Origin of the sequence: Glutamicibacter sp. NPDC087673, assembly GCF_044743255.1 — a bacterium.
Classification (GTDB): Bacteria; Actinomycetota; Actinomycetes; order Actinomycetales; family Micrococcaceae; genus Glutamicibacter.
Genome location: NZ_JBIUWB010000012.1, coordinates 23,097 through 42,724, shown reverse-complemented (window position 1 = coordinate 42,724; position 19,628 = coordinate 23,097). Strand labels below are relative to the sequence as shown.

The window sequence follows — 19,628 nt, the reverse complement described above, 5'->3', positions numbered from 1 at the left end:
GCGCCGACCTTGTCCGCGATTTCGCGGAAGCGCTGGAAATCCAGCTGGCGCGGGTACGCCGACCAGCCAGCAACAATCATCTTCGGCTGGTTCTCAATGGCAAGGCGCTCCACCTCGTCCATGTCCACCTCATAGGTTTCCTCATCCACACCGTAAGGAACGATGTTGAACAAGCGGCCCGAGAAGTTCAGCTTCATGCCGTGGGTCAGGTGGCCACCGTGGTTCAGGTTCAGCCCCAGCACGGTATCGCCCGGACGCACCAGCGCGTGGTACACCGACGCGTTGGCCTGCGCACCCGAGTGCGGCTGCACGTTGGCGAACTTCGCGCCGAACAACTCCTTGAGCCGCTCAATCGCCAACGTCTCGATGACGTCGACTTCCTCGCAACCGCCGTAATAGCGGCGGCCCGGGTAGCCCTCGGCATACTTGTTGGTCAGTACCGAACCCTGCGCCTGCATAATTGCCTGCGCAGTGTGGTTCTCCGAAGCGATCATTTCCAAGCCACGCTGCTGGCGAGCCAGCTCAGCGTCAATACGCTGCGCGATCTCCGGGTCCAGCGAAGCCAGCGACTGGGTCAACGTTGCAGCGGCAACGGATTCAAAAGTCTGGTTGCTCATTACTCGACGTTTCCACCGTTCGCGCTTGCGTAGTCAGCTGCCGAAAGCAGCGGACCCTCTTCGGCGACCTCAACGGTGAACAGCCAGCCGGCACCGTATGGGTCTTCGTTCAGGATGCCTGGGTTGTCCACTGCCTCGTCGTTGATGGCAACGATGGTGCCGGTCACTGGCGAGTACAGGTCGGAAACCGACTTGGTGGACTCGACTTCGCCACAGGTCTCGCCTGCGGTAACGGAGTCGCCGACCTCTGGCAGATCGACGTAGACCACGTCGCCCAGGGCGTCGGCGGCAACCTGGGTGATGCCGATCTTTGCTGGGGACGATGCATCGATCCACTCGTGTTCGGCCGAGTAGCGCAATGACGAAAGAACTTTACTCACGGTATTTCCTCTCCCAAGGGAATTAGCGGGCGATTTGCTTAGCCCTACTGATGTTTAACGTTACTTGGCTCGGGTGTAGAACGGCAGTTCGACTACGACAAAAGGCAAAATCTTACCACGCAGGTCTACCTCCAGCTCGGTTCCCACTGCACCGAATTCGGCGTCGACATAACCCAGTGCAACCGGGTAGCCCAGGGTTGGCGAAGGCTGGCCGGAGGTGATTTCACCGATGGTTGCGCCGTCCTTGACGATGGCGTAGCCGCCGCGGCCGGCGCGCTTGCCCAGGCCCTTGAGGCCGACGAGCTTGCGTGGCGGGGTCGCACCGCGCAACGCTTCCAGGGCTTCGCGGCCCACGAAGTCCTCTTCCTTCTTGAAGGAGACCACCGGGCCGAATCCGGCATCGAACGGGGTGCGTTCCAGGGACAGCTCGTTGCCGTACAGCGGCATGCCGGCTTCAAGGCGCAGCGAGTCGCGGGCGGCCAGGCCGCAAGGAACCAGCTCGTGGTCCTTGCCGGCGTCAACGCTCTTTTCCCAGAGGGCTGCCGCATCCTCGTTTTCGATGATCAGCTCGAAGCCGTCTTCGCCGGTGTAGCCGGTGCGGGCCAGCAGCACGTCGATGCCGCCGAGCACCACCTTCACCGCAGCGTAGTACTTCAGCTCGGTGACAGCCTGGGCGGTTGCTTCGTCGGCGGCCAGCTTGCGCACAATCGCCTCGGCGTTCGGTCCCTGGACGGCGATCAGCGACTGGCGGTCCGAAGCGTCGTCCACGACGACGTCGAAGCCGGCGGCGCGGGCAGCCAGCTCGGCGGCAACCACCGGGGCGTTGCCGGCGTTGGGCACGACGAGGAACTTCTCCTCTTCCAGGCGGTAGACGATCAGGTCGTCGATGATCTTGCCCTCGGCGTCAAGGATCAGCGAGTACTTCGCCTTGCCAACCTTCATGATGCTCAGGTTCCCTGCCAGGGCGGTGTTCAGCGCCTTGCCGGCTTCCGGGCCGGAGAGGTAGACCTCGCCCATGTGGGACAGGTCGAACAGGCCAGCGGTGGAGCGCACGGCCTTGTGCTCTGCCAGTTCCGATCCGTACTTCAACGGCATGTCCCAGCCGCCGAAGTCGGTGAAGTTGGCGCCGAGAGCTTCGTGCTGCGCGTGCAGCGCGGTGTGCTTGAGTGCTTGGGTAGTCTCAGTCATCTCTAACTCTTCCTTAGTCTTCGAAGGCTTCGGGAGCCGGGCAGGAGCAGATCAGGTTGCGGTCGCCACCGGCGCCGTCGATGCGGCCCACGGTTGGGAAGTACTTGTCGAACTTCAGCGCCGGAACCGGGAAGGCCGCCTGCTCGACCGAGTACTTGCGGTCCCACTTGCTGTTGACCACGGCGGAGACCGTGTGCGGAGCGTTGCGCAATGGGGACTCCTCGATGCTGTAGGCACCGGAGAGGACCTCGTCCATTTCCTGGCGGATGGTGATCATCGCTTCAATGAAGCGCTCGATCTCGGCCAGGTCCTCGGATTCGGTGGGCTCCACCATCAGGGTGCCTGCCACAGGGAAGGACAGGGTCGGCGCGTGGAAACCGAAGTCGATCAGGCGCTTGGCCACGTCCTCGGCGGTGACCCCGGTCTTGGCGGTCAGTTCACGCAGGTCCAGAATGCACTCGTGGGCAACCAGGTCCTTGTTGCCGGTGAACAGTACCGGGAAGTGCTCGTTCAGGCGCTTGGCAATGTAGTTCGCGTTCAGGATCGCGTGCTTGGTGGCTTCGGTCAAGCCGTCCCCGCCCATCATAGCGATGTAGGCCCAGGAGATCGGCAGGACGCCGGCCGAGCCGAAAGCGGTCGCCACCACCGGCACGCCGTCACGCTCGGAGTAGGTGCCCGAAGCATCGCCTGGCAGGAATGGCAGCAGGTGCTCGCCAACGCCGATTGGGCCTACGCCTGGGCCGCCACCGCCGTGCGGGATGCAGAAGGTCTTGTGCAGGTTCAGGTGCGACACGTCGCCGCCGAACTTGCCTGGCTGGGCCAAGCCAACCATGGCGTTCATGTTCGCGCCATCGATGTACACCTGGCCGCCGGCGGCGTGGACCTTGTCGCAGACCTCGCGCACGTCCGCGTCGTAGACGCCGTGGGTGGATGGGTAGGTGATCATGATGGCTGCAAGGACGTCCTTGTTGGCCTCGATCTTGGCATCCAGGTCATTCGCGTCGATGGTGCCATCGGCTGCGGTCTTCACGACCACCACGCGCATCCCGGCCAGCACTGCCGACGCGGCGTTGGTGCCGTGGGCCGAGGCCGGAATCAGGCACAGATCGCGCTGGCCTTCGCCGCGCGAACGGTGGTAGTCCGAGATGGCCAGCAGGCCCGCGTATTCGCCCTGCGAGCCGGCGTTGGGCTGGATCGAAACGCCAGCGTAGCCGGTGATTGCGGTCAGGCGCCCTTCCAGGTCGGTGATCAGCTCGCGCCAGCCCTCGGTCTGCGCTGCAGGCGCGTAGGGGTGGATCGAGGCGAATTCCGGCCAGGTGATGGATTCCATTTCGGCGGCCGAGTTCAGCTTCATGGTGCACGAACCCAGCGGGATCATGGTGCGGTCCAGGGCCAGGTCGCGGTCCGAGAGCCGGCGCAGGTAGCGCATCATCTGGGTTTCGGAGGAGATGGTGTTGAAGATCGGGTGGGTCATGAAGTCGCTGGTGCGCACCTGCCCTGCCGGGATCTCGAAGCCTTCCGGAGCCGAGAGCTCTGCGCCGAAGACCTCAAGCAGGGTCTTGACTACGCCCGAGGTGGTGGCCTCGTCGGTGGAGATGCCCACCTGGGTCTCGCCCACCTTGCGCAGGTTGATGCCTGCTTCGATGGCCTTGGCAATGATGGCATCGGCGTTCTCGACGTTCACCACAACGGTGTCGAAGAAGGAATCCGATGCCAGGGTGTAGCCGCCGGAAACCAGCGAGCTGGCGATCACCCGGGCGTGGTTGTTGGCGCGCGAGGCGATCTGCTTCAGGCCGGCTGGGCCGTGGTAGACCGCGTACATCGAAGCGCAGATGGCCAGCAGGGCCTGTGCGGTGCAGATGTTGGAGGTGGCCTTTTCGCGGCGGATGTGCTGCTCGCGGGTCTGCAGGGCCAAGCGGTAGGCAGGGACTCCGGCGTCATCGGCCGAAACGCCCACCAGGCGTCCTGGCATGGAACGGGTCAGGCCATCGGCCACGGCCATGTAGGCAGCGTGCGGTCCGCCGAAGAACAGCGGCACGCCGAATCGCTGGGTGTTGCCCACGGCGATATCGGCACCCTGCTCGCCCGGAGGGGTGATCATGGTCAGGGCCAGCAGGTCGGCAATCACGGTAACCATGGCGCCGGCTTCCTTGGCGGCTGCGATGATCGAAGCGTGGTCCGCGATCGAGCCGTCGTTGCCAGGCTGCTGCAGGACAATGCCGGAGATCTCGCCCTCTGGCAAGCCTGCGGAAAGGTCGGCAATCTCGACTTCGAAGCCCAGCGCGTCAGCGCGGCCCTGCACGACCTTGAGGGTCTGCGGGAAGATGTTGGAGTCCAGCACGGTCTTGCCCTTGGACTTCTTCTTGTTGGCGCGGCGCATCATCAGCACGGCTTCGGCGGCGGCGGAGGATTCGTCCAGCAGCGACGCGTTGGCGATGGGCAGGCCGGTCAGGTCCATGACCATGGTCTGGAAGTTCAGCAGGGCTTCGAGGCGGCCCTGGGAGATTTCCGGCTGGTACGGGGTGTAAGCGGTGTACCAGGCTGGGTTTTCCACGATGTTGCGGCGGATCACGGCTGGGGTGATGGTGTCGTAGAAGCCCTGGCCGATCATCTGGGTCTTCATGACGTTCTTCGAGGCAAGCGCACGCAGGTGGGCTAGAGCTTCGGTTTCGCTCAGGGCGTCTGGGATATCCAGTGCGGAGTCCTGGCGGATGTCTGCCGGAACGGCGGTGTCGATCAGTTCTTCCAGGCTGTCGTAGCCCAGGGTCTGAAGCATGGTGGTGACGTCGGAAGGACGTGGGCCGATATGGCGTGAAACGAATTCAGTATTCGCTCGTGCCGAAGTCTGCGTGATGGTCATGGTGCTGGTATCTCCATGGGATCTGTCTTGGCGCATGCCAAAGGAAGGTCTTTTTACCTCCCCATCCCTGTTGCATAACCTGAGAGTTTTACGCATCCAGCAAACCAAGCCGGGCACTTGCACCTTCGGTGAACCGGAACGGGCCGGTTTCTTTCCAGAGTTGCCTCATGATGGCGGTACGGGTGCCTGAGAGTTTCCTGGGGAGGAATTGCTCCTACGGCGCCCGTCCATGGTGTGAACGGGACTCTCCCGCCATCCGTCTATGGCGCGCGCTGCCGGCCGGAGACCTGCAGCACACCACCATGTTACCTGCCCCGCCCCCAAGGTCAAACAGGAGCGGGGTCCGGAAAAGTCATAAATGCGTTCAGTTGGCGTCGGCAGTTAAACGGATGTAATCAGGATATTTCGCTGACAAGGAATCACCCGACGAGGTGCCGGTGATCCGGCGCTTGACCCACGGAGCCAAATGCTCTCTGGCCCAGCCCAATTCCTGCTTCAGCTTTTCGCCGCGCGAGTTCACGGCCAGTTCCGGCAGGGACGGCTGCTGGATCCTGGAGGACCAGTTTCCCTCGGTGATCCGATGGGTGCCGAGCACGTCAAGGACCTTCGAAGCCATCAGCGTGTGGCCCAGCTCGTTCATGTGCAGCCGATCCACCGCCCAGTAGCGCAGATCGGAGAATTCTCGCCACCGCCAGTAATCGGCGATCACCGCACCGTACTCGTCCGCGATTTCGCGAACCTTCTCGTTGTAAATGGCCGTGCGCGGACGGGTCTTGGAGAACAACGGTGATTCCACGGTGTCGAAACCGGTGAACAGCACGACCGCGCTTCCGGCTTCGGCAAAGCGGCTCACCATGCCTTCATAGCCGCGCATCAGCGCATCCAGGTCCGCCTTCGGGCGCAGGATGTCATTGCCGCCGGCATAGATGGTGACCAGGTCCGGGGCCAGTGCGAGCGCCTGGTCCAGCTGCTGGTTGATCACCTGCCCGATCTTCTTGCCGCGCACCGCCAGGTTGGCGTATTCCCATTCGCCTTCGGCGCAGAGCACTTCCGAAACCCGGTCCGCCCAGCCGCGGACCTGGTTGGGCCGGGTCGGATCCACATCGCCAACGCCTTCGGTGAACGAGTCACCTAGTGCCACAAACTTCTTCACTTCGCTCCTGCTTCGTTCCATTCCCGATGGGTTTACTACGCGTTGCTGCCGGCAGCCTGGGCCGACATGTTCTTCTGCATGATCAGCTGGCGGGCCAGCTGGCTGAGCTTGACCCCGGTGGAGATCTCCTTGGCGCCTTCATTGCGCGAGGGGATGAATCCGAAGCCCAGCTGGTGGGCCGGATCGGCAAAGGCCAGCGAGGAGTTCGCACCGTCATGGCCGTAGGCGAAAATCGACCCATAGTTGTTGCGCGCGGTGGCCTTCATGAACCCCAGGGCGAAGGCCTGCAGCAGCCCGTTGGTCCGGTCATGGCCGTAGACCAGCTCGGTGGAAACCTGGGACCAGGTGTCGGCGGTGAGGAATCCGCGGGTGGCGCCCAGTGCCGGCACTGCACCGAATGAGGCGGCATAGATTGCGGCCAGTCCTTGGGCATTGGCGACCGCGCCCATGGATGCGGGACCCAGTTCGCGCACCTGCGGCGCGTTGGCCAGTTCGTGCCAGTTGTAGACCGGGCCGTTTTCCAGCGCGAAACCGGAGGCCGAGTTCACCGAAAGCCCGGCCGGGGAGAACGGATCGAAGAATTCCGGTGCGGCGTCAGCGCCCGGCAGTACATCGCGGTAGCGCGATTCCAGCGCGGGGTCCTGGCCGATGTAGGCTTCGGCTCCCAGCGGCTTGCGGATGCGCTCCTCGAAGACGTCTTTCAGTTCCTTGCCGGTGACCCGGCGTACCAGTTCTTCCATGAGCACGCCCAGGGTGATCGCATGGTAGCCGACAATGTGCTGGCCCAGCGGCCAGACGCTTGGCATGGAAGCGAGCACCTTGGCGTATTCGGCGGATTTCAGGAGGATCTCGCTGGGCACGCCCCCGGGCACGCCGAGCACTCCCGCTTGGTGGCTGAGCACCTCGCCGACGGTGAGCTGGGATTTCCCGTTGTCCCCGAATTCCGGCCAGTAGGTGGCCATTGGCGCGTTCGGATCGATCAGCCCATCTTGCACGAGCAGTGCCACGACCAGCGCGCCTAGGCCCTTGGTGCAGGAGAAGACGCAGGTCAGCGCGTCACCAGAGAGGTGCTCGCCGACGCTGTGGCTGAGCACCAATTCGCCGCGGTGGTACACGGCCAGCTGCGCCGAATAGCCTTCTTCCTCAGCGGCTCGCGCCTCTAGTGCTTCCGCCAGGGGCGCGAACTCTTCAGTGATCACCGATTGCATCTAAATCCTTCAAAGTGCTTGTCTCTCGTCAACTAACCCTAACCGCTTCGATCCCATGGCCCGGTAGTTCCACACGCTGACCCGACACCTAGCATATAGGTACGTCAGCTCACAGCATTGGCTTGTTTAAGCCACTAATCGACATTTCACTACCGCTGGACCCCAAGTTCTGTGAGCCAGCCTTGAAACCGGTTTGCCCACTTCATGCGCTGACCCTAAAGTTGTAATGTTTGCCTACAAAATTGAAGGAGATGATCTCGATCGCATGACTGTGAACAGTGACACGGCCGTTACCGACGGCAAAGAAACAGAACTCCGCAGGGTGATTGGCCCGAAGCTGCTGCTATTCCTCATCATGGGCGATATCATCGGCGCCGGAATTTTCGCCATCACCGGCAAAGTTGCCGGCCAGGTGGGCGGAGCCGCCTGGCTGCCGTTCCTGATCGCTTTCACGATCGCGACCCTCACCGCCTTCAGCTACCTCGAACTGGTGACCAAATACCCGCACGCGGCCGGTGCCGCCTTGTACATCCACAAGGCATTCGGCATCCACTTCGTCACCTTCCTGGTGGCGTTCACCGTGGCTTGCTCGGGCATCACCAGTGCCGCCACCTCGGCCACTTTGGTGGGGCGCAACCTGCTCATTGGCATTGGCCAGTTTGTCGACGGTGTTCCCAACACCCCGGAAGCGGGCATGTGGGCAGCTATTGCAATCATCGTGATCCTCGCCGTGATCAACTTCCGCGGCGTAGGCGAGAGCGTGAAGTTCAACCTCGTGCTGACCATAGTTTCGCTGGCCATCATGGCCGCGATCATCGGCATCGGCTTCGCGGTGATCGCCTCGGGCCAGGGTGACATTTCCCGCCTGGTGGTCTTCGAGACCCCGACCGACCGCAGCGTCTTCGCCGCCGTGACCATGGGTACTGCCATTGCGTTCTTCGCGATGGTGGGCTTCGAGGATTCGGTGAACCTGGTTGAGGAAACCAAGAATCCCAACAAGACCTTCCCGAAGATCATGCTCATCGGCCTGGGCATCTGCGCCTTGATCTACATGCTGGTGGCCGTCACCGTCATCATGGTGATTCCGACCGGCGATCTGCTGAACCCTAAGAACCCGGATGCCGGCATCCTGCTGGATGTTGTGCGCATCGGCCTGCCGAACCTGCCGGTTGACGCGATCTTCCCGTTCTTGACCGTCTTCGCGGTGGTTAACACCGCGCTGATGAACATGCTGATGGCTAGCCGCCTGCTCTACGGCATGGCCCGCCAAGGCGTGCTGCCGCAGTTCCTGGGCAAGGTGCATTCGACCCGACGCTCGCCATGGGCTGCGATCCTGTTCAGCACCGGACTGGCCATCGCCTTGGTGGTCTACGTGAACCTGAGCAACGGAAGCAGCATTGTCGGCTCGCTGGGCGGCACGACCGCGCTGCTGCTGTTGTGCGTGTTCGCCGTAGTCAACGTAGCCCTGCTGGTACTGCGCCGCGACAAGCCGGAACCCGATTCGTTCCGCGCTCCAACGATCATCCCGATCCTCGGCGTGTTCTTCTGCTTGTTCCTTGCCGGCCCGTGGGCTCGTTCGCGTGAGGACTGGGTCCAGTACGAGATTGCCGGCCTGCTGCTGGTCATCGGCGTGCTGCTGTGGGCCGTGACCTGGTTGGTCAACCGGATCAACTACAAGAAGGGCGTCATCGAAACCCGCCCGGGACAGTACTGATCCCAGCCCGTTAACGCAGTGATGCCCGCCATTTGGCGGGCATCACTGCTTTAAGCGTGTTTTCTACGCGGTCTGCTCGACCGTTTCCTGGCGGAAACGAAGCTTCAGGCCGCCTTCGGTGCTCTGCCACCAGGAAGATACGACGAGCACCGGACCCTCTGCAGGCTTCATGCGGTAAGCGAGCAGCACCATTTGCGCATCCACTTCCCGGGCCGCAAGGACCTGCACCGCACCGGTGCTGGGCAGGCTCGCCCCGGATTCCAGCATGGTCCGGACCGTGGCCACATCCAGCAGGCCGCCATGGCGAGTCACTTCCTGGTAGCCCGGATGCAGGAAGTCGTTGAGTTCCGCGAAACTGGTGCGGATCTGCGGGTCGAGGAAACCTTGTTCCAGTTCGAAGACGGTGGCCGCGATGTCCACGCCGGGTTCCGGTGCGGCGGCGGTTTGCCCGCCGGGTGCCAGCACGGCATCTTCAGCCGCTGGAGCATGGGAAGCCGCTGGAGCATTGGAAGCCACGGGGCCGCCGCCGGCAGTGTAGCCCGGTCCGGCCTCTACTGCAGAGCCTTGCTGATGCGCGGTGGCAGCCGCACGCGCATGGCCGTCAGCAGCTTCATTCAGCTCATGTCCGGCATGGCCCTTGACCCACTCGAAGGTAAACTTGCGCCCGGCAATGGCCCGGTCAAGTTCCTTGAGGATGTCCTGGTTCAAGACCGGTTTGCCGTCGGCCTTTTTCCAGCCCTTCTTCTTCCAACCCGGCATCCACTTGCTGATGCAGTTGATCGCATACTGCGAATCGCACAGGATTCTGAGTTCTTCTTCTGGCAGGTGCTCGGTGGCCCGGAAGAGTTCGAGCACCGCTTGGAGCTCCCCCATGTTGTTGGTTCCGTGGTCCCAACCGCCAGCGGCCCAGTTGTCCTGGTCCACATACCAGGCCCAACCTGCCGGTCCGGGGTTTCCTAGGGCTGATCCATCCGCAGCTGCAATGATCGTCATGCTTTAATCCTGCCACGTTGACGCCCGCACTCGGTTCCATGCATTGGGCCATGTCGCCAGCGAATACTTGCACAATGGATCACAGCATCCAGCCAGGTCCAGGCCTAGGATTGGGATGTGAAGAAAATCCTGCCTGTATTGGCTACCCTGGTTCTGGTCCCGTCCGCATGCGCTGGCCCCTCGGTCGACGAGCTGCGCCAGCTCGATCCCGAGGGCCATACCGCCTGCGTGCATTTTGGCGGGGGCCTGGTTGACCCCGAGGGCATCGGCGCAACGAATATGCAGAAAGCCGCTGATCATGGGGCGAAGGCTTCCACCGAACAGATCAGCGCTGCGGTGGCCGCCGATGAATCGGGGGATCCCCGGATTATTGACTTGGCCACTTTCCAGGAAGCTTGCGAGGGGCAAGGCTTCGATTTCGAATAGGACAGATCGGCCCAGGACCCCTCGAAATAGCGGGCTCCTGAGCCGATCCGCCGTGGATCGCCAGCGCGCCTAGGCGGGGTACAACGGGTTGTGCCCGGCTTGGACTCGCTCGTCAGCCCGGACTTCGCCCGGTGCCGTACCGTTCAGGAACGGACCGTTCTCGGCCAGCTCATCTCGGCCCGGCGCTTCGAGCCAGTTCGCCAACTCCGGCCCCTTCGGGATGATCCGGGTCGGGTTGATGTCCTCATGAACCACGTAGTAGTGCGCCTTGATCTGCTCGAAGTCGATGGTGTCGCCGAAACCCGGGGTCTGGAACAAGTCCCGCGCATAGCCCCAGAGGTTCGGCATGTCGATGAGCTTGTTGCGGTTGGCCTTGAAGTGGCCATGGTAGACCGGGTCGAATCGCACCAGCGTGGTGAACAGCCGGACATCGGCCTCGGTGATGTGATCACCCATCAGGAAGCGGCGGGTGCCCAGCCGGTCTTCGAGGTAGTCCAAGGTGGCGAATAACCGGTCGTAGGCATCGTTGTAGGCCTGCTGGTCCCCGGCGAACCCGGCACGGTAGACGCCGTTGTTGACCTCGGTGAAAATCCGCTTGATCAGCGGAAGCATCTCATCGAGCTGGTCCTGCGCAATGAGGTCCGGGGCGCCTTCCCGGTGGAACTCCTTCCACTGCGTGGACATGTCCCAGGTGATCTGCGGGTAGTCATTGGTGACAACCGCACCGGTGGGGATATCGACGATTGCCGGCACGGTGATGCCGCGTGGATAGTCGGCAAAGCGCTTGAAGTAGTTCTCCTGGACCCGCTCGGTACCCAGGACAGGGTCCTTGCCCCCGGGGTCCAGGTCAAAGGTCCAGCTGCGTGCGTCGTGGGTTGGGCCGGGCAGTCCGACGGACAGCGCGTCTTCCAAGCCCAGCAGGCGGCGAACGATCAGGGTGCGGTTGGCCCAGGGGCACGCGCGGGCTGCGACCAGATGGTAGCGGCCAGCTTCCACCGGCCAAAGCCGGGCCCCGTCCGAAAGCCCCGCGTTGGGATGCCCGATCTTGCTGTGGCTGTTTCCCTCGCCATAGTGCTCGGCGCTGGCATCAGCGACGATGCGGTCCTGGATGTAATTGGTGTCCCGGGTGAATTCCCCGCCGGTGACGTAGGCGCCCTTGGTCGAATATTCCTCGCTCATCGCATTCCTTCCAAAGAATTTTGAAGTCCCGTGCATAAACCATTCACCTCGAGACTATGGCAGTTGGGCAGGTATGGAAATGGCGCAATGCACTTTTCCACTCCCCGCCGATTTCGACCCGGTCTAGGCGTTGACCGAGGCGTTTTCGCGCACGGTGCGCATCGCCTTGCTCCAGGCGAGCACCTGTTCAAGCATGGGCTGCACGCTGTTGGCCGACCGTTCGGTCGGAGCAAAAGCCGAGAAGTTCTCGAAGTCGGAGAATAGCGAGAACATGCCGGTCTTCTGCACGTGGGCGATCTGCAGTTCCGAGAGGATCCCGCGCAGGTGCTCCACGGCACGCGAGCCCATGGCGGAGCCGTATCCGACCATGCCAGCGGCCTTGTTATTCAGCTCTGCATTCAGGTAGCTCAGTGCGTTGGCCAATGCAGGCTGGACGGAGTGATTGTACTCGCCAACAATGAAAATGTATCCATCGAATTCGCTCATCTTGGCGGCGAAGGCCTTGGTGTGCCCGTTCTGGTAGTTCTGGTAGGCGGCCGGGAACGGCTCGTCGAGCATCGGCAGGTTGAAATCAACGATGTCCACCAGCTCGTAGTCGGCACCACCGAATTCCTGGGCCCTGGCCAGCACCCATTGAGCGACGCCCTGGTTGACACGTCCTGGACGGGTGGAACCGGTAACGATAGCGATCTTCGACAAGTTGCTCTCCTTGGAGTTCTCCGGCCAACAATGTAGTTGACACGTCATCTTCTCTTGCTAAATCCCACTATACAGGAGATGATTGATACGTCAACAATATTTTGAATGCCCCTCCCTGGGGACAACATGGTTAGGAAAGAGAATGAAGAGCGAAGAGACCCGCTGGCTCACCGACAGCGAGCAGGACCTCTGGCGCACCATACGCGAGTTCCTCTGGCAGTTCCCCAGCGGCATGGATCGCCAGCTGCTGCGCGATTCGAACATGCTCTCCGGTGAATACTCGGTGCTGGCTGTGCTTTCGGAAACAACCGAACCAAGTCTACGCCCGGCCGACGTGGCGACCGCATTGCGCTGGGACCGCTCGCGCCTCTCCCACCTGCTGCGCCGCATGGAAGCCAAGGGCCTGGTCAGCCGCTGCTCAGATGAGACCGACCGCCGCGGGCACCAGATTACGCTCACCGCCCAGGGGCGCAAGACCATTGAGGAAGCCGCACCAACCCACGTGAGCTTCGTGCGTGAAACCATTTTCGATTCGCTGAGCCCCTCTGAACGCACGGCATTGGAATCGGCACTGCCGAAGATCCTGGCCTCGCTGGAAAAGCAGGGACTGAAAGATGGCCAGTGCTAGCTGGCTCGTTCGGCCAGTTCGCTCTTGGCTACCAGCTGGGCGAATTGCCCGCCAAGCTGGACCAGCTCGTCAAAAGTTCCCGCTTCGGCAATCCGGCCAGCTTCTAGCACGACGATGCGGTCCGCTCGCATCACGGTGCTCAACCGGTGCGCGATCAGCAAGGTGGTTCGCCCCAGTGCGAGCTCGTCCAGCGCCCGCTGCACCAAAGCTTCGGTGACCGTATCCAGGGCACTGGTCGCCTCATCGAGCACCAAGACCTTGGGTTTGCGCAGCATGGTGCGGGCAATAGCCAGCCGCTGCTGCTCGCCTCCGGAGAAACGGTGGCCGCGCTGCCCCACCTGGGTTTCCAGGCCCTGCGGCAGGCTGCGGACCAGCTGCGCAATCTGCGCGGCTTCCAGCGCCTGCCAGAGCTCTTCCTCGGTGGACTGGGGCGCTGCCCACAGGAGGTTCTCCCGAATCGAAGCATGCAGCAGGTAGCTTTCCTGGGCAACGACGGAGACCGCCTGGGCGATGCCTTCAGGGTCGAATTCCTTCAGGTCAATGCCGTCGAGCAATACCTGGCCCTCGGTGGGGTCAAGCAGCCGGGGCAGCAAGGATCCCAGGGTGGACTTTCCCGAACCGGTGGAACCGACGACCGCGGTCATGGTTCCCGCCTCCAGGGTCAGGTTCAGCTGCTCCAGGGTGGCGCGGTCCGCCTCGGGGTAGCGGAAGCTGACATTGCGCAATTGCACTTCGCCACGCAGCTTCCCGGGTTCGACCGCTCGCGGCCGCTGGGGTACCGGCAGCGCCTGGTCCGTATCCAGGTATTCGAAGACGCGGCTGAACAAGGCCAAGGCCGAGACCCACTGGACCGAAATCTGCATCATGCCCATGACCGGACGGAAGATTCCGGCCTGCAGCCCGGTAAAGGCCACCAAGGTGCCGATGCTCATTCCCTGCCCGGTGGCGGGCAGCCCCGCCACGATGTACAGCACTGCGGGGATGGCCGCGAAAATGATGCTCATCGTGGCCATGCGCCAACGCCCGGCCAAAGCGCTTTTCATTTCCAGGTCGATGAGCTTGTGGCTGGACTCTCCGAAGGCCGCCGCATCAGCGGCTCCGGTGCCCATGATCTTGGCCAGGCGGACCCCCGAGATGCTCAGGCGCTCGTCGATCAGCGAAGCCAGGTTCGACATCTCGCGCTGGCGCTTTCCTGTCACGGCGCGGCGCAGTTTCGCGGTTTGCTTGGCAAGCAGCACCGCTGGCGGCAGCACGACCAATGAGATCAAGCTCAGTTTCCACGAGATCGCCACCATCGCGCAGGCGGTGGCCACAACGGTGGTCAGGTTCGAGGCAATGCTCGTGGCCGAATTGGTAATCACCGATTGCATCTGCCCCACGTCGTTGACCAGGCGCGACTGCACGTCCCCGGAGCGCGAGTTGGTGAAGAATCCCAGGGATTGCTTCTGCAGGTGCGTGAACAGCCCGGTCCGCAGGCCATGCATGACGCGTTGGCCCATCAGGGTTGCCCGCCAGGTCTGGACGACTTCCAGAATCGCGGTAGCCAGGGAGATCAGCACCAGTCCCCCGGCACCCAAGAGCAGCAATCGGATATTGCTGTTGGGAATCGCGTCATCAATGAGTTCGCGGATGATGAACGGCTGGGCCAGGCCGATGACCGACGCTGCCACGATCAGCGCCATGACCGCAATCACCGACCCCAGATGGGGCCGGAAGAGCGCGGCGATGCGAGCCAGGGACACCGGATGCTCGGTGAGCCGCTGCTTGTCCCGGGCGGCGTTGCCGGACCGTCCTTGCCCGCCACCGCCCGGATGCGGCCCCGGCATTCCCATTGCAATCATGGACTCCCCCTCTACCTCTGGATTTCTCAAGTCCAGAATAACAGAGGGAACCTCACTATGTGGTTGCATCTTGAAATTGTTCCCAGAAACACACTATCCTTGAACATATGCAGAACGAAGAGCCCAAGCCTGACTTGGCAGATCTTTTCCTCCACGCTTCACGCATGCTTCGCGGCAGATGGAGGGACAGCTTGACTCCCCTGGGCATCACTCCGCACCAATCGAGGGTGCTGACCTTGCTGTCCCGCGCCGATAGGATCGGGCTGCGCAACTCGCAGCTCGCAGAACAGCTGCACATCGCCGCGCGCTCGACCACCGAGGTAGTCGACCAGCTGGAAGCCAAGGAGCTTGTCGTGCGCACCCCCGATCCGGCCGATCGCCGCGCCACGTTGATTGCGCTCAGTGCCACGGGCCGCGCCCAGCTCGGCGAGCTCGCCGAATTGCGCCGTTCGAGCATGGACGGCTATTTCGACAAGCTCGGCGACGAGGACCGCGCCGAGCTCACCCGGCTGCTGGCAATCCTGGACCGCGAGAACCCGCGGCCGGTGCGCGGCGCTTGCAAGAATCCGGCGAAAGAAAACTAGCTGCCAGCTAGCGGATAGAACCCGAGGCCCCGGCATACGCGTGCCGGGGCCTCGGGCGCTGGTTGCCGCTGCTGGCTAGTTCTCGGTCTTCCCGCGGCGCCAGTAGCCCATGAAGGCTACCTGCTTGCGGTCCACTCCGGCATCGCGCACCAGATAACGGCGCATTTCCTTGACCGTGCCGGCTTCACCGGCAATCCAGGCGTAGAACGGTGCGGAATTTTCCTGGCCCGTCTCCCACAGGATGTCCGCATCAACATCGATATCTTCCGGCTCGGCGTTGGTATGGACCACGCCGGCTGCTGGAATCGCGACTACCTGGCGCAAGGCCGACTGCAGCAATTCACCATGCTCATGGCTGCCACGGGTCAGCCACTGCACCGAGACGCCGGAGCGGGTGGAGGCACCGAGGATATCCGTGGTCTCCGGGACCTCGATCAGCGCATGGCCGGTGACGTTGGAGGGCAAGGCTTCGAGGATGGCGCAAATCGCCGGGGCGGCGGTTTCGTCACCGGCAAGCACCACGCGGGTTGCCTCGCCGCGGCGGAACTCGATGCCGCCGTAGCTGGAGTCGTTCAGGGTCTTGTTCGGGCCCAGCAGCAACAGCTGGTCGCCCACCTTGGCCCGGTCGCCGAACTCCGTAGCCGGCCCGCCCTGGAGCTGGCCGTCAACCATGTGCCCGTGCATCACGAAGTCGATATCCAGCTCGGCTGTGGCCCCGATATTGTCCCGGTGCCCGGCTTCGCGGAAGGCCCGCACGGTATAGGTGCGCATGTGGCCGCGGGTATCGGGATCAATCGACAACCAGCGCTTGTACCAGCCCTGCTGCTCGGCAGGACTGGTCATCGCCCCGGGTCGCATCGAGGCGATCTCGTCGGTCAACGCAGTACCGCCGGCCGGTGGCAGCAAGAGCTTGATGCGCATATCCAGCGGGTGGCTGTTGGTGCCGAAGTACTCCAGGTCCTCGCCGCTGACGGTCACCCGGCGGAAGGATGGCGCGAGCTGCTGGCTATTGACAACAGTGGTATCAAAGGCCAACGTCGGCACATGCTCATGGGCCGGGCGCTCCGATTGCGGATCAAGCGCGGCGGCTGCTTGGGCAGCTTGCTTCACATTTGCCGCCTGCTTCATCGCAGTTTTCTTCGCAGAAGCTTCGGTACGGAAAATGCCCTGGGAAGCCAGCACCTGCTCGGTGCGCAGCACCCGGTGGCGGCCAATGGGAAGCACCAGCGGAGTGCCGCCCACCGGGTCGGGGATCACGCGGCTGGGCATGCCGAAAACATCCTTGACGGTCTTTTCGGTGACCACATCGTTGGGATGGCCGGCAGCGTAGATCTTGCCGTGGCGCAGCGCCACCAGGTAGTCGGCGTAGCGGGCGGCCAGGTTCAAATCGTGCAGCACGATCACGACGGTGATCCCGCGGCTGCGGTTCAGCTCGCTGACCACATCCAGGACTTCGAGCTGGTGCGCCACGTCCAGGAAGGTGGTCGGCTCGTCGAGCAGCAGCAGGTCGGTCTCCTGCGCCAGGGCCATGGCGATCCAGACGCGCTGGCGCTGACCGCCGGAGAGCTCGTCCACCGAGCGGTCGGCCAGCTCGGTGGTGCCGGTCAGCTCCATGGCGCGATTAACCGCTGTCTCGTCCTCGGCAGAGAAGCGCTTGAACAGGCCCTGGTGCGGGTAGCGGCCGCGGCTGATCAGCTCGCGGGCGGTGATGCCGTCCGGAGCGGTGGGCGATTGCGGCAGCAAGCCCAAGGTCTTGGCGACTTCCTTGGCCGGCTTGGAGTGGATATCCGCCCCGTCCAGGAGCACCTGGCCCCCGGCTGGCTTGAGCAGCCGCGACAGTGCGCGCAGCAGGGTGGACTTGCCGCAGCCATTGGCGCCGACGACGATGCTCACCTGCCCGGCAGGGATATCCAGCGACAGCTCGTCGACGATGGTGACCTTGTCATAGGCCAGGGTCAGATCGCTTGCCTGCAAAGTGGCCATGGGTTATGCCCCGCTTCCAGTTGAGTTTGCGCGCACCAGAATCCAAATCAGGAAGGGTGCACCGAATGCGCCGGTGATAACGCCCACCGGCAGCGAAAGATCCGCGAACAGGTTCGCGGCAAAGAAATTGGCAACAGTCACCAGCGTTGCCCCGGTCAGGCCGGAAAGCAGGATGTTGATCGGGCCGCGGGTCAGCGCGGCAGTAATCGGGCCGGCCAGGAAGGCAACGAACGCCATCGGCCCGGTGACCGCAATCGGCAAGGCGCCCATGGCCACCGCAACAAAGACCAAGATCGCCCGGGCCCAGCCCACGTGCAGCCCCAGGGCCGCCGCGGTGTCCTCGCCCAGCTCCAGCATTTTCAGCTGGCGCAGCACCAGGGGCAGCAACAGGATGCCGATGGCGCCAAGGGACGCCAAAAGCAGCAGCGCATTCTCCCAGTTGCTCGAGGCCAGCGAACCCGTCAGCCAGTGCATCACATCGCTGGCCGTATTCACCTGCGCCTGGGTCAGCAGGTACTGGATCAGCGCCTGGAGCATCGCGCCGATGGCCAGGCCCGCCAGGATCAGCCGGGGACCGGTCCGCTTGCCCGAGGCCGAGAGCCAGTAGATCAATGCAGCGACCAGCAGCCCGCCGGCCAGTGCGAAGGCGTTGAGCTTCCAGTCGGTATAGCCAAGGGTGATCATCGCGAAAACCGCGGCCGCCGATGCGCCGTAGCCCACGCCGATCACGTCGGGACTGGCCAGCGGGTTGCCCAGCCAGCGCTGGAACAAGGCACCGGAAATGCCCAAGCCCGCACCGGCCAGGGCACCCACCGCAATGCGCGGCAGGCGGTCGGACATGATGATGAAGCTGGTGCCCGGCACCTTTTCACCGCTGAGCACCTGGAAGACTTCGGCAGCTGGAAGGCGGTCCCGCCCCCAGAACAGGTAGGCCGCCACGGCGAGCACCAGGGCCAGGGCCATCCACAATGCGGTGCGGCGCACCCGGGATCTGCGGCGGGCTGCCAGCGCCGGTGCGGCTTTCGAGGCCGGGGCCGTCGCCGGTCCGGCCGTTTCCGTGGTGCTGCGGGGCTGGGTCATGTTCGCTGCTGCCATTTCGCTCGTGCTCACAGGCTCACCGACTTCATGCCGCTGCGCATCATGATGATGAAGATCGGTCCACCCAGCATGGCGCACATGACGCCTACTTGGATCTCGCTGGGCGGGGCAATGATTCGTCCCACCGTATCAGCCAGCAAGAGCAGGATCGGCCCGGCGATCAGGCTCGCTGGCATCAGCCAGCGGTAGTCGGAACCGACCAGCAAGCGCACGGCATGCGGGATCATCAGGCCGACGAAGGCGATGGGCCCGGCCACGGCGGTGGCGGTGCCAGCGAGAATGACCACCCCGATGGAGCCGATCAGCCGGGCGCGGTTCAAGTTGAAGCCCAAGGCGATCGCGGTGTCATCGCCCATGGACACTGCATTGGATACCTTGGCGGTGGACAGCACGATCAGTGCGCCGGCGGCCACCACGGGAATGGCCCCGAGGAAGGTGTCGATGCCGCTGCTGGATAACGTGCCGATCTGCCACATGCGGAAACGGTCCATGGTGGCATCGGAAATCATCAGGATCGCATTGGTAATCGCGCCCACGCCCACAGCCATGGCGGCACCGCCCAGCGCAAGCTTAATGGGCGTGGCGCCTTCACGGCCCACGTTGGCCACGAGATAAACCAGGGCCATCACCCCAGCAGCGCCGAGGAAGGCGGCCACCATGATTCCAGCCAGGGAGCTGACGCCCAGGAAGGCGATCGCCAGCACCACGGCCATGGAGGATCCGGCGTTCAAGCCCAGGATCCCGGTATCGGCCAGCGGGTTGCGGGTCAGGCCCTGCAATCCGGCGCCTGCCAAACCCAGGGCAGCGCCAACCACGATGGCTCCGACGGTGCGGGCGAAACGGGACGCGACCACGCCCTGGTCGCCATTGGAGGGATCGAAATTCCAGATGGCATCGAGCACGGTGCCCATCGAGACGTTTCGCGCGCCCAGCAGCAGCGAAGCGAACAGCGCCAGCCCGAGCAACAGGGCAAGGAGCAGCAAGGCGCCGAGCTTCCGGCCGGCTTTTGGCGACTTGGCCCCCGGTGCTTGGCGCGTAATACTTTCAGTCGCGGTCATTGGTTCCTACACTCATTGC

16 protein-coding genes, 1 pseudogene and 1 riboswitch are annotated in these 19,628 nt (G+C 63.4%); of the genes and pseudogenes, 4 read left to right on the top strand and 13 right to left on the bottom strand.

The window, feature by feature from the left end; all coding sequences use genetic code 11:
- The 6 genes and pseudogenes from ACIOTL_RS17955 to ACIOTL_RS17930 form a co-directional block, all read right to left on the bottom strand.
- A pseudogene (locus ACIOTL_RS17955) lies at nucleotides 1-617 on the bottom strand (serine hydroxymethyltransferase); the annotation flags it as partial.
- Nucleotides 617-997, bottom strand: a complete 381-nt coding sequence (gene gcvH / locus ACIOTL_RS17950) for a glycine cleavage system protein GcvH (RefSeq protein ID WP_105659073.1) — start codon at nucleotides 995-997, stop codon at nucleotides 617-619. The gene gcvH and the pseudogene ACIOTL_RS17955, both read right to left, overlap by 1 nt.
- Nucleotides 998-1,057: 60 nt before the next feature.
- Nucleotides 1,058-2,185: a glycine cleavage system aminomethyltransferase GcvT gene (gcvT, locus tag ACIOTL_RS17945; RefSeq protein ID WP_400344195.1), complete on the bottom strand. Its 1,128-nt coding sequence runs from the start codon at nucleotides 2,183-2,185 to the stop codon at nucleotides 1,058-1,060.
- Between the two features lie 13 nt (nucleotides 2,186-2,198).
- Nucleotides 2,199-5,045: an aminomethyl-transferring glycine dehydrogenase gene (gene gcvP / locus ACIOTL_RS17940; RefSeq protein ID WP_105659075.1), complete on the bottom strand. Its 2,847-nt coding sequence runs from the start codon at nucleotides 5,043-5,045 to the stop codon at nucleotides 2,199-2,201.
- A gap of 164 nt (nucleotides 5,046-5,209) precedes the next feature.
- Nucleotides 5,210-5,307: riboswitch (glycine riboswitch) on the bottom strand.
- Between the two features lie 102 nt (nucleotides 5,308-5,409).
- On the bottom strand, nucleotides 5,410-6,198 hold the full coding sequence (locus ACIOTL_RS17935) for an SGNH/GDSL hydrolase family protein (RefSeq protein ID WP_400344192.1): 789 nt from the start codon (nucleotides 6,196-6,198) through the stop codon (nucleotides 5,410-5,412).
- A gap of 35 nt (nucleotides 6,199-6,233) precedes the next feature.
- The gene (locus ACIOTL_RS17930) at nucleotides 6,234-7,406 is read right to left on the bottom strand and encodes a serine hydrolase domain-containing protein (protein WP_133834846.1); all 1,173 of its coding nucleotides are present in this window, start codon (nucleotides 7,404-7,406) and stop codon (nucleotides 6,234-6,236) included.
- 265 nt (nucleotides 7,407-7,671) lie between these two features.
- Between ACIOTL_RS17930 and ACIOTL_RS17925 the strand changes: the two genes are divergently transcribed.
- Nucleotides 7,672-9,120, top strand: coding sequence for an APC family permease (locus tag ACIOTL_RS17925; protein ID WP_400344189.1), 1,449 nt, complete (start codon nucleotides 7,672-7,674; stop codon nucleotides 9,118-9,120).
- A 63-nt stretch (nucleotides 9,121-9,183) separates the two neighbouring features.
- Here ACIOTL_RS17925 and ACIOTL_RS17920 read toward each other — a convergent pair whose 3' ends face one another.
- Entirely contained in the window at nucleotides 9,184-10,113 is a 930-nt protein-coding gene (locus ACIOTL_RS17920; RefSeq protein WP_400344186.1) for an RNase H family protein, read from the bottom strand.
- Between the two features lie 117 nt (nucleotides 10,114-10,230).
- On the opposite strand from ACIOTL_RS17920, the gene ACIOTL_RS17915 reads away from it, so the two are divergent.
- On the top strand, nucleotides 10,231-10,539 hold the full coding sequence (locus ACIOTL_RS17915; RefSeq protein WP_400344183.1) for a hypothetical protein: 309 nt from the start codon (nucleotides 10,231-10,233) through the stop codon (nucleotides 10,537-10,539).
- Between the two features lie 69 nt (nucleotides 10,540-10,608).
- On the opposite strand, the gene ACIOTL_RS17910 is transcribed toward ACIOTL_RS17915, so the two are convergent.
- Both ACIOTL_RS17910 and ACIOTL_RS17905 read right to left on the bottom strand, forming a co-directional pair.
- On the bottom strand, nucleotides 10,609-11,718 hold the full coding sequence (locus tag ACIOTL_RS17910) for a glutathione S-transferase family protein (RefSeq protein WP_133834850.1): 1,110 nt from the start codon (nucleotides 11,716-11,718) through the stop codon (nucleotides 10,609-10,611).
- A gap of 123 nt (nucleotides 11,719-11,841) precedes the next feature.
- Entirely contained in the window at nucleotides 11,842-12,417 is a 576-nt protein-coding gene (locus tag ACIOTL_RS17905) for an NADPH-dependent FMN reductase (protein ID WP_400344180.1), read from the bottom strand.
- A gap of 142 nt (nucleotides 12,418-12,559) precedes the next feature.
- On the opposite strand from ACIOTL_RS17905, the gene ACIOTL_RS17900 reads away from it, so the two are divergent.
- Nucleotides 12,560-13,045 (top strand): MarR family winged helix-turn-helix transcriptional regulator, encoded by a 486-nt coding sequence (locus ACIOTL_RS17900; protein WP_105659082.1) that lies wholly within the window; start codon nucleotides 12,560-12,562, stop codon nucleotides 13,043-13,045.
- On the opposite strand, the gene ACIOTL_RS17895 is transcribed toward ACIOTL_RS17900, so the two are convergent.
- Complete coding sequence (locus tag ACIOTL_RS17895) at nucleotides 13,042-14,886, bottom strand: ABC transporter ATP-binding protein (RefSeq protein WP_400344177.1); 1,845 nt, start codon at nucleotides 14,884-14,886, stop codon at nucleotides 13,042-13,044. The two genes, ACIOTL_RS17900 and ACIOTL_RS17895, sit on opposite strands and share 4 nt — an antisense overlap.
- Nucleotides 14,887-15,077: 191 nt before the next feature.
- On the opposite strand from ACIOTL_RS17895, the gene ACIOTL_RS17890 reads away from it, so the two are divergent.
- Nucleotides 15,078-15,470: a MarR family winged helix-turn-helix transcriptional regulator gene (locus tag ACIOTL_RS17890; RefSeq protein ID WP_181148955.1), complete on the top strand. Its 393-nt coding sequence runs from the start codon at nucleotides 15,078-15,080 to the stop codon at nucleotides 15,468-15,470.
- A gap of 75 nt (nucleotides 15,471-15,545) precedes the next feature.
- Here the strand turns inward: ACIOTL_RS17890 and ACIOTL_RS17885 are convergent, their stop codons facing one another.
- Genes ACIOTL_RS17885 through ACIOTL_RS17875 form a run of 3 tightly spaced genes read right to left on the bottom strand, consistent with a single transcriptional unit; the run spans nucleotide 15,546 to nucleotide 19,609 of the window.
- On the bottom strand, nucleotides 15,546-17,453 hold the full coding sequence (locus ACIOTL_RS17885; RefSeq protein ID WP_400344175.1) for an SIP domain-containing protein: 1,908 nt from the start codon (nucleotides 17,451-17,453) through the stop codon (nucleotides 15,546-15,548).
- 3 nt (nucleotides 17,454-17,456) lie between these two features.
- Nucleotides 17,457-18,563, bottom strand: coding sequence for an iron ABC transporter permease (locus ACIOTL_RS17880; RefSeq protein ID WP_359195781.1), 1,107 nt, complete (start codon nucleotides 18,561-18,563; stop codon nucleotides 17,457-17,459).
- Entirely contained in the window at nucleotides 18,560-19,609 is a 1,050-nt protein-coding gene (locus tag ACIOTL_RS17875; RefSeq protein ID WP_400344172.1) for a FecCD family ABC transporter permease, read from the bottom strand. The genes ACIOTL_RS17880 and ACIOTL_RS17875 overlap by 4 nt, the downstream gene beginning before the upstream one ends.
- Nucleotides 19,610-19,628 lie beyond the last annotated feature (19 nt).

What these genes read in the sequence shown, in the direction of transcription:
- gcvT (WP_400344195.1), bottom strand. Translation starts at nt 2,185, where the DNA reads ATGACTGAGACTACCCAAGCACTCAAGCACACCGCGCTGCACGCGCAG.
- gcvP (WP_105659075.1), bottom strand. Translation starts at nt 5,045, where the DNA reads ATGACCATCACGCAGACTTCGGCACGAGCGAATACTGAATTCGTTTCA.
- ACIOTL_RS17930 (WP_133834846.1), bottom strand. Translation starts at nt 7,406, where the DNA reads ATGCAATCGGTGATCACTGAAGAGTTCGCGCCCCTGGCGGAAGCACTA.
- ACIOTL_RS17925 (WP_400344189.1), top strand. Translation starts at nt 7,672, where the DNA reads ATGACTGTGAACAGTGACACGGCCGTTACCGACGGCAAAGAAACAGAA.
- ACIOTL_RS17920 (WP_400344186.1), bottom strand. Translation starts at nt 10,113, where the DNA reads ATGACGATCATTGCAGCTGCGGATGGATCAGCCCTAGGAAACCCCGGA.
- ACIOTL_RS17910 (WP_133834850.1), bottom strand. Translation starts at nt 11,718, where the DNA reads ATGAGCGAGGAATATTCGACCAAGGGCGCCTACGTCACCGGCGGGGAA.
- ACIOTL_RS17900 (WP_105659082.1), top strand. Translation starts at nt 12,560, where the DNA reads ATGAAGAGCGAAGAGACCCGCTGGCTCACCGACAGCGAGCAGGACCTC.
- ACIOTL_RS17895 (WP_400344177.1), bottom strand. Translation starts at nt 14,886, where the DNA reads ATGATTGCAATGGGAATGCCGGGGCCGCATCCGGGCGGTGGCGGGCAA.
- ACIOTL_RS17885 (WP_400344175.1), bottom strand. Translation starts at nt 17,453, where the DNA reads ATGGCCACTTTGCAGGCAAGCGATCTGACCCTGGCCTATGACAAGGTC.
- ACIOTL_RS17875 (WP_400344172.1), bottom strand. Translation starts at nt 19,609, where the DNA reads ATGACCGCGACTGAAAGTATTACGCGCCAAGCACCGGGGGCCAAGTCG.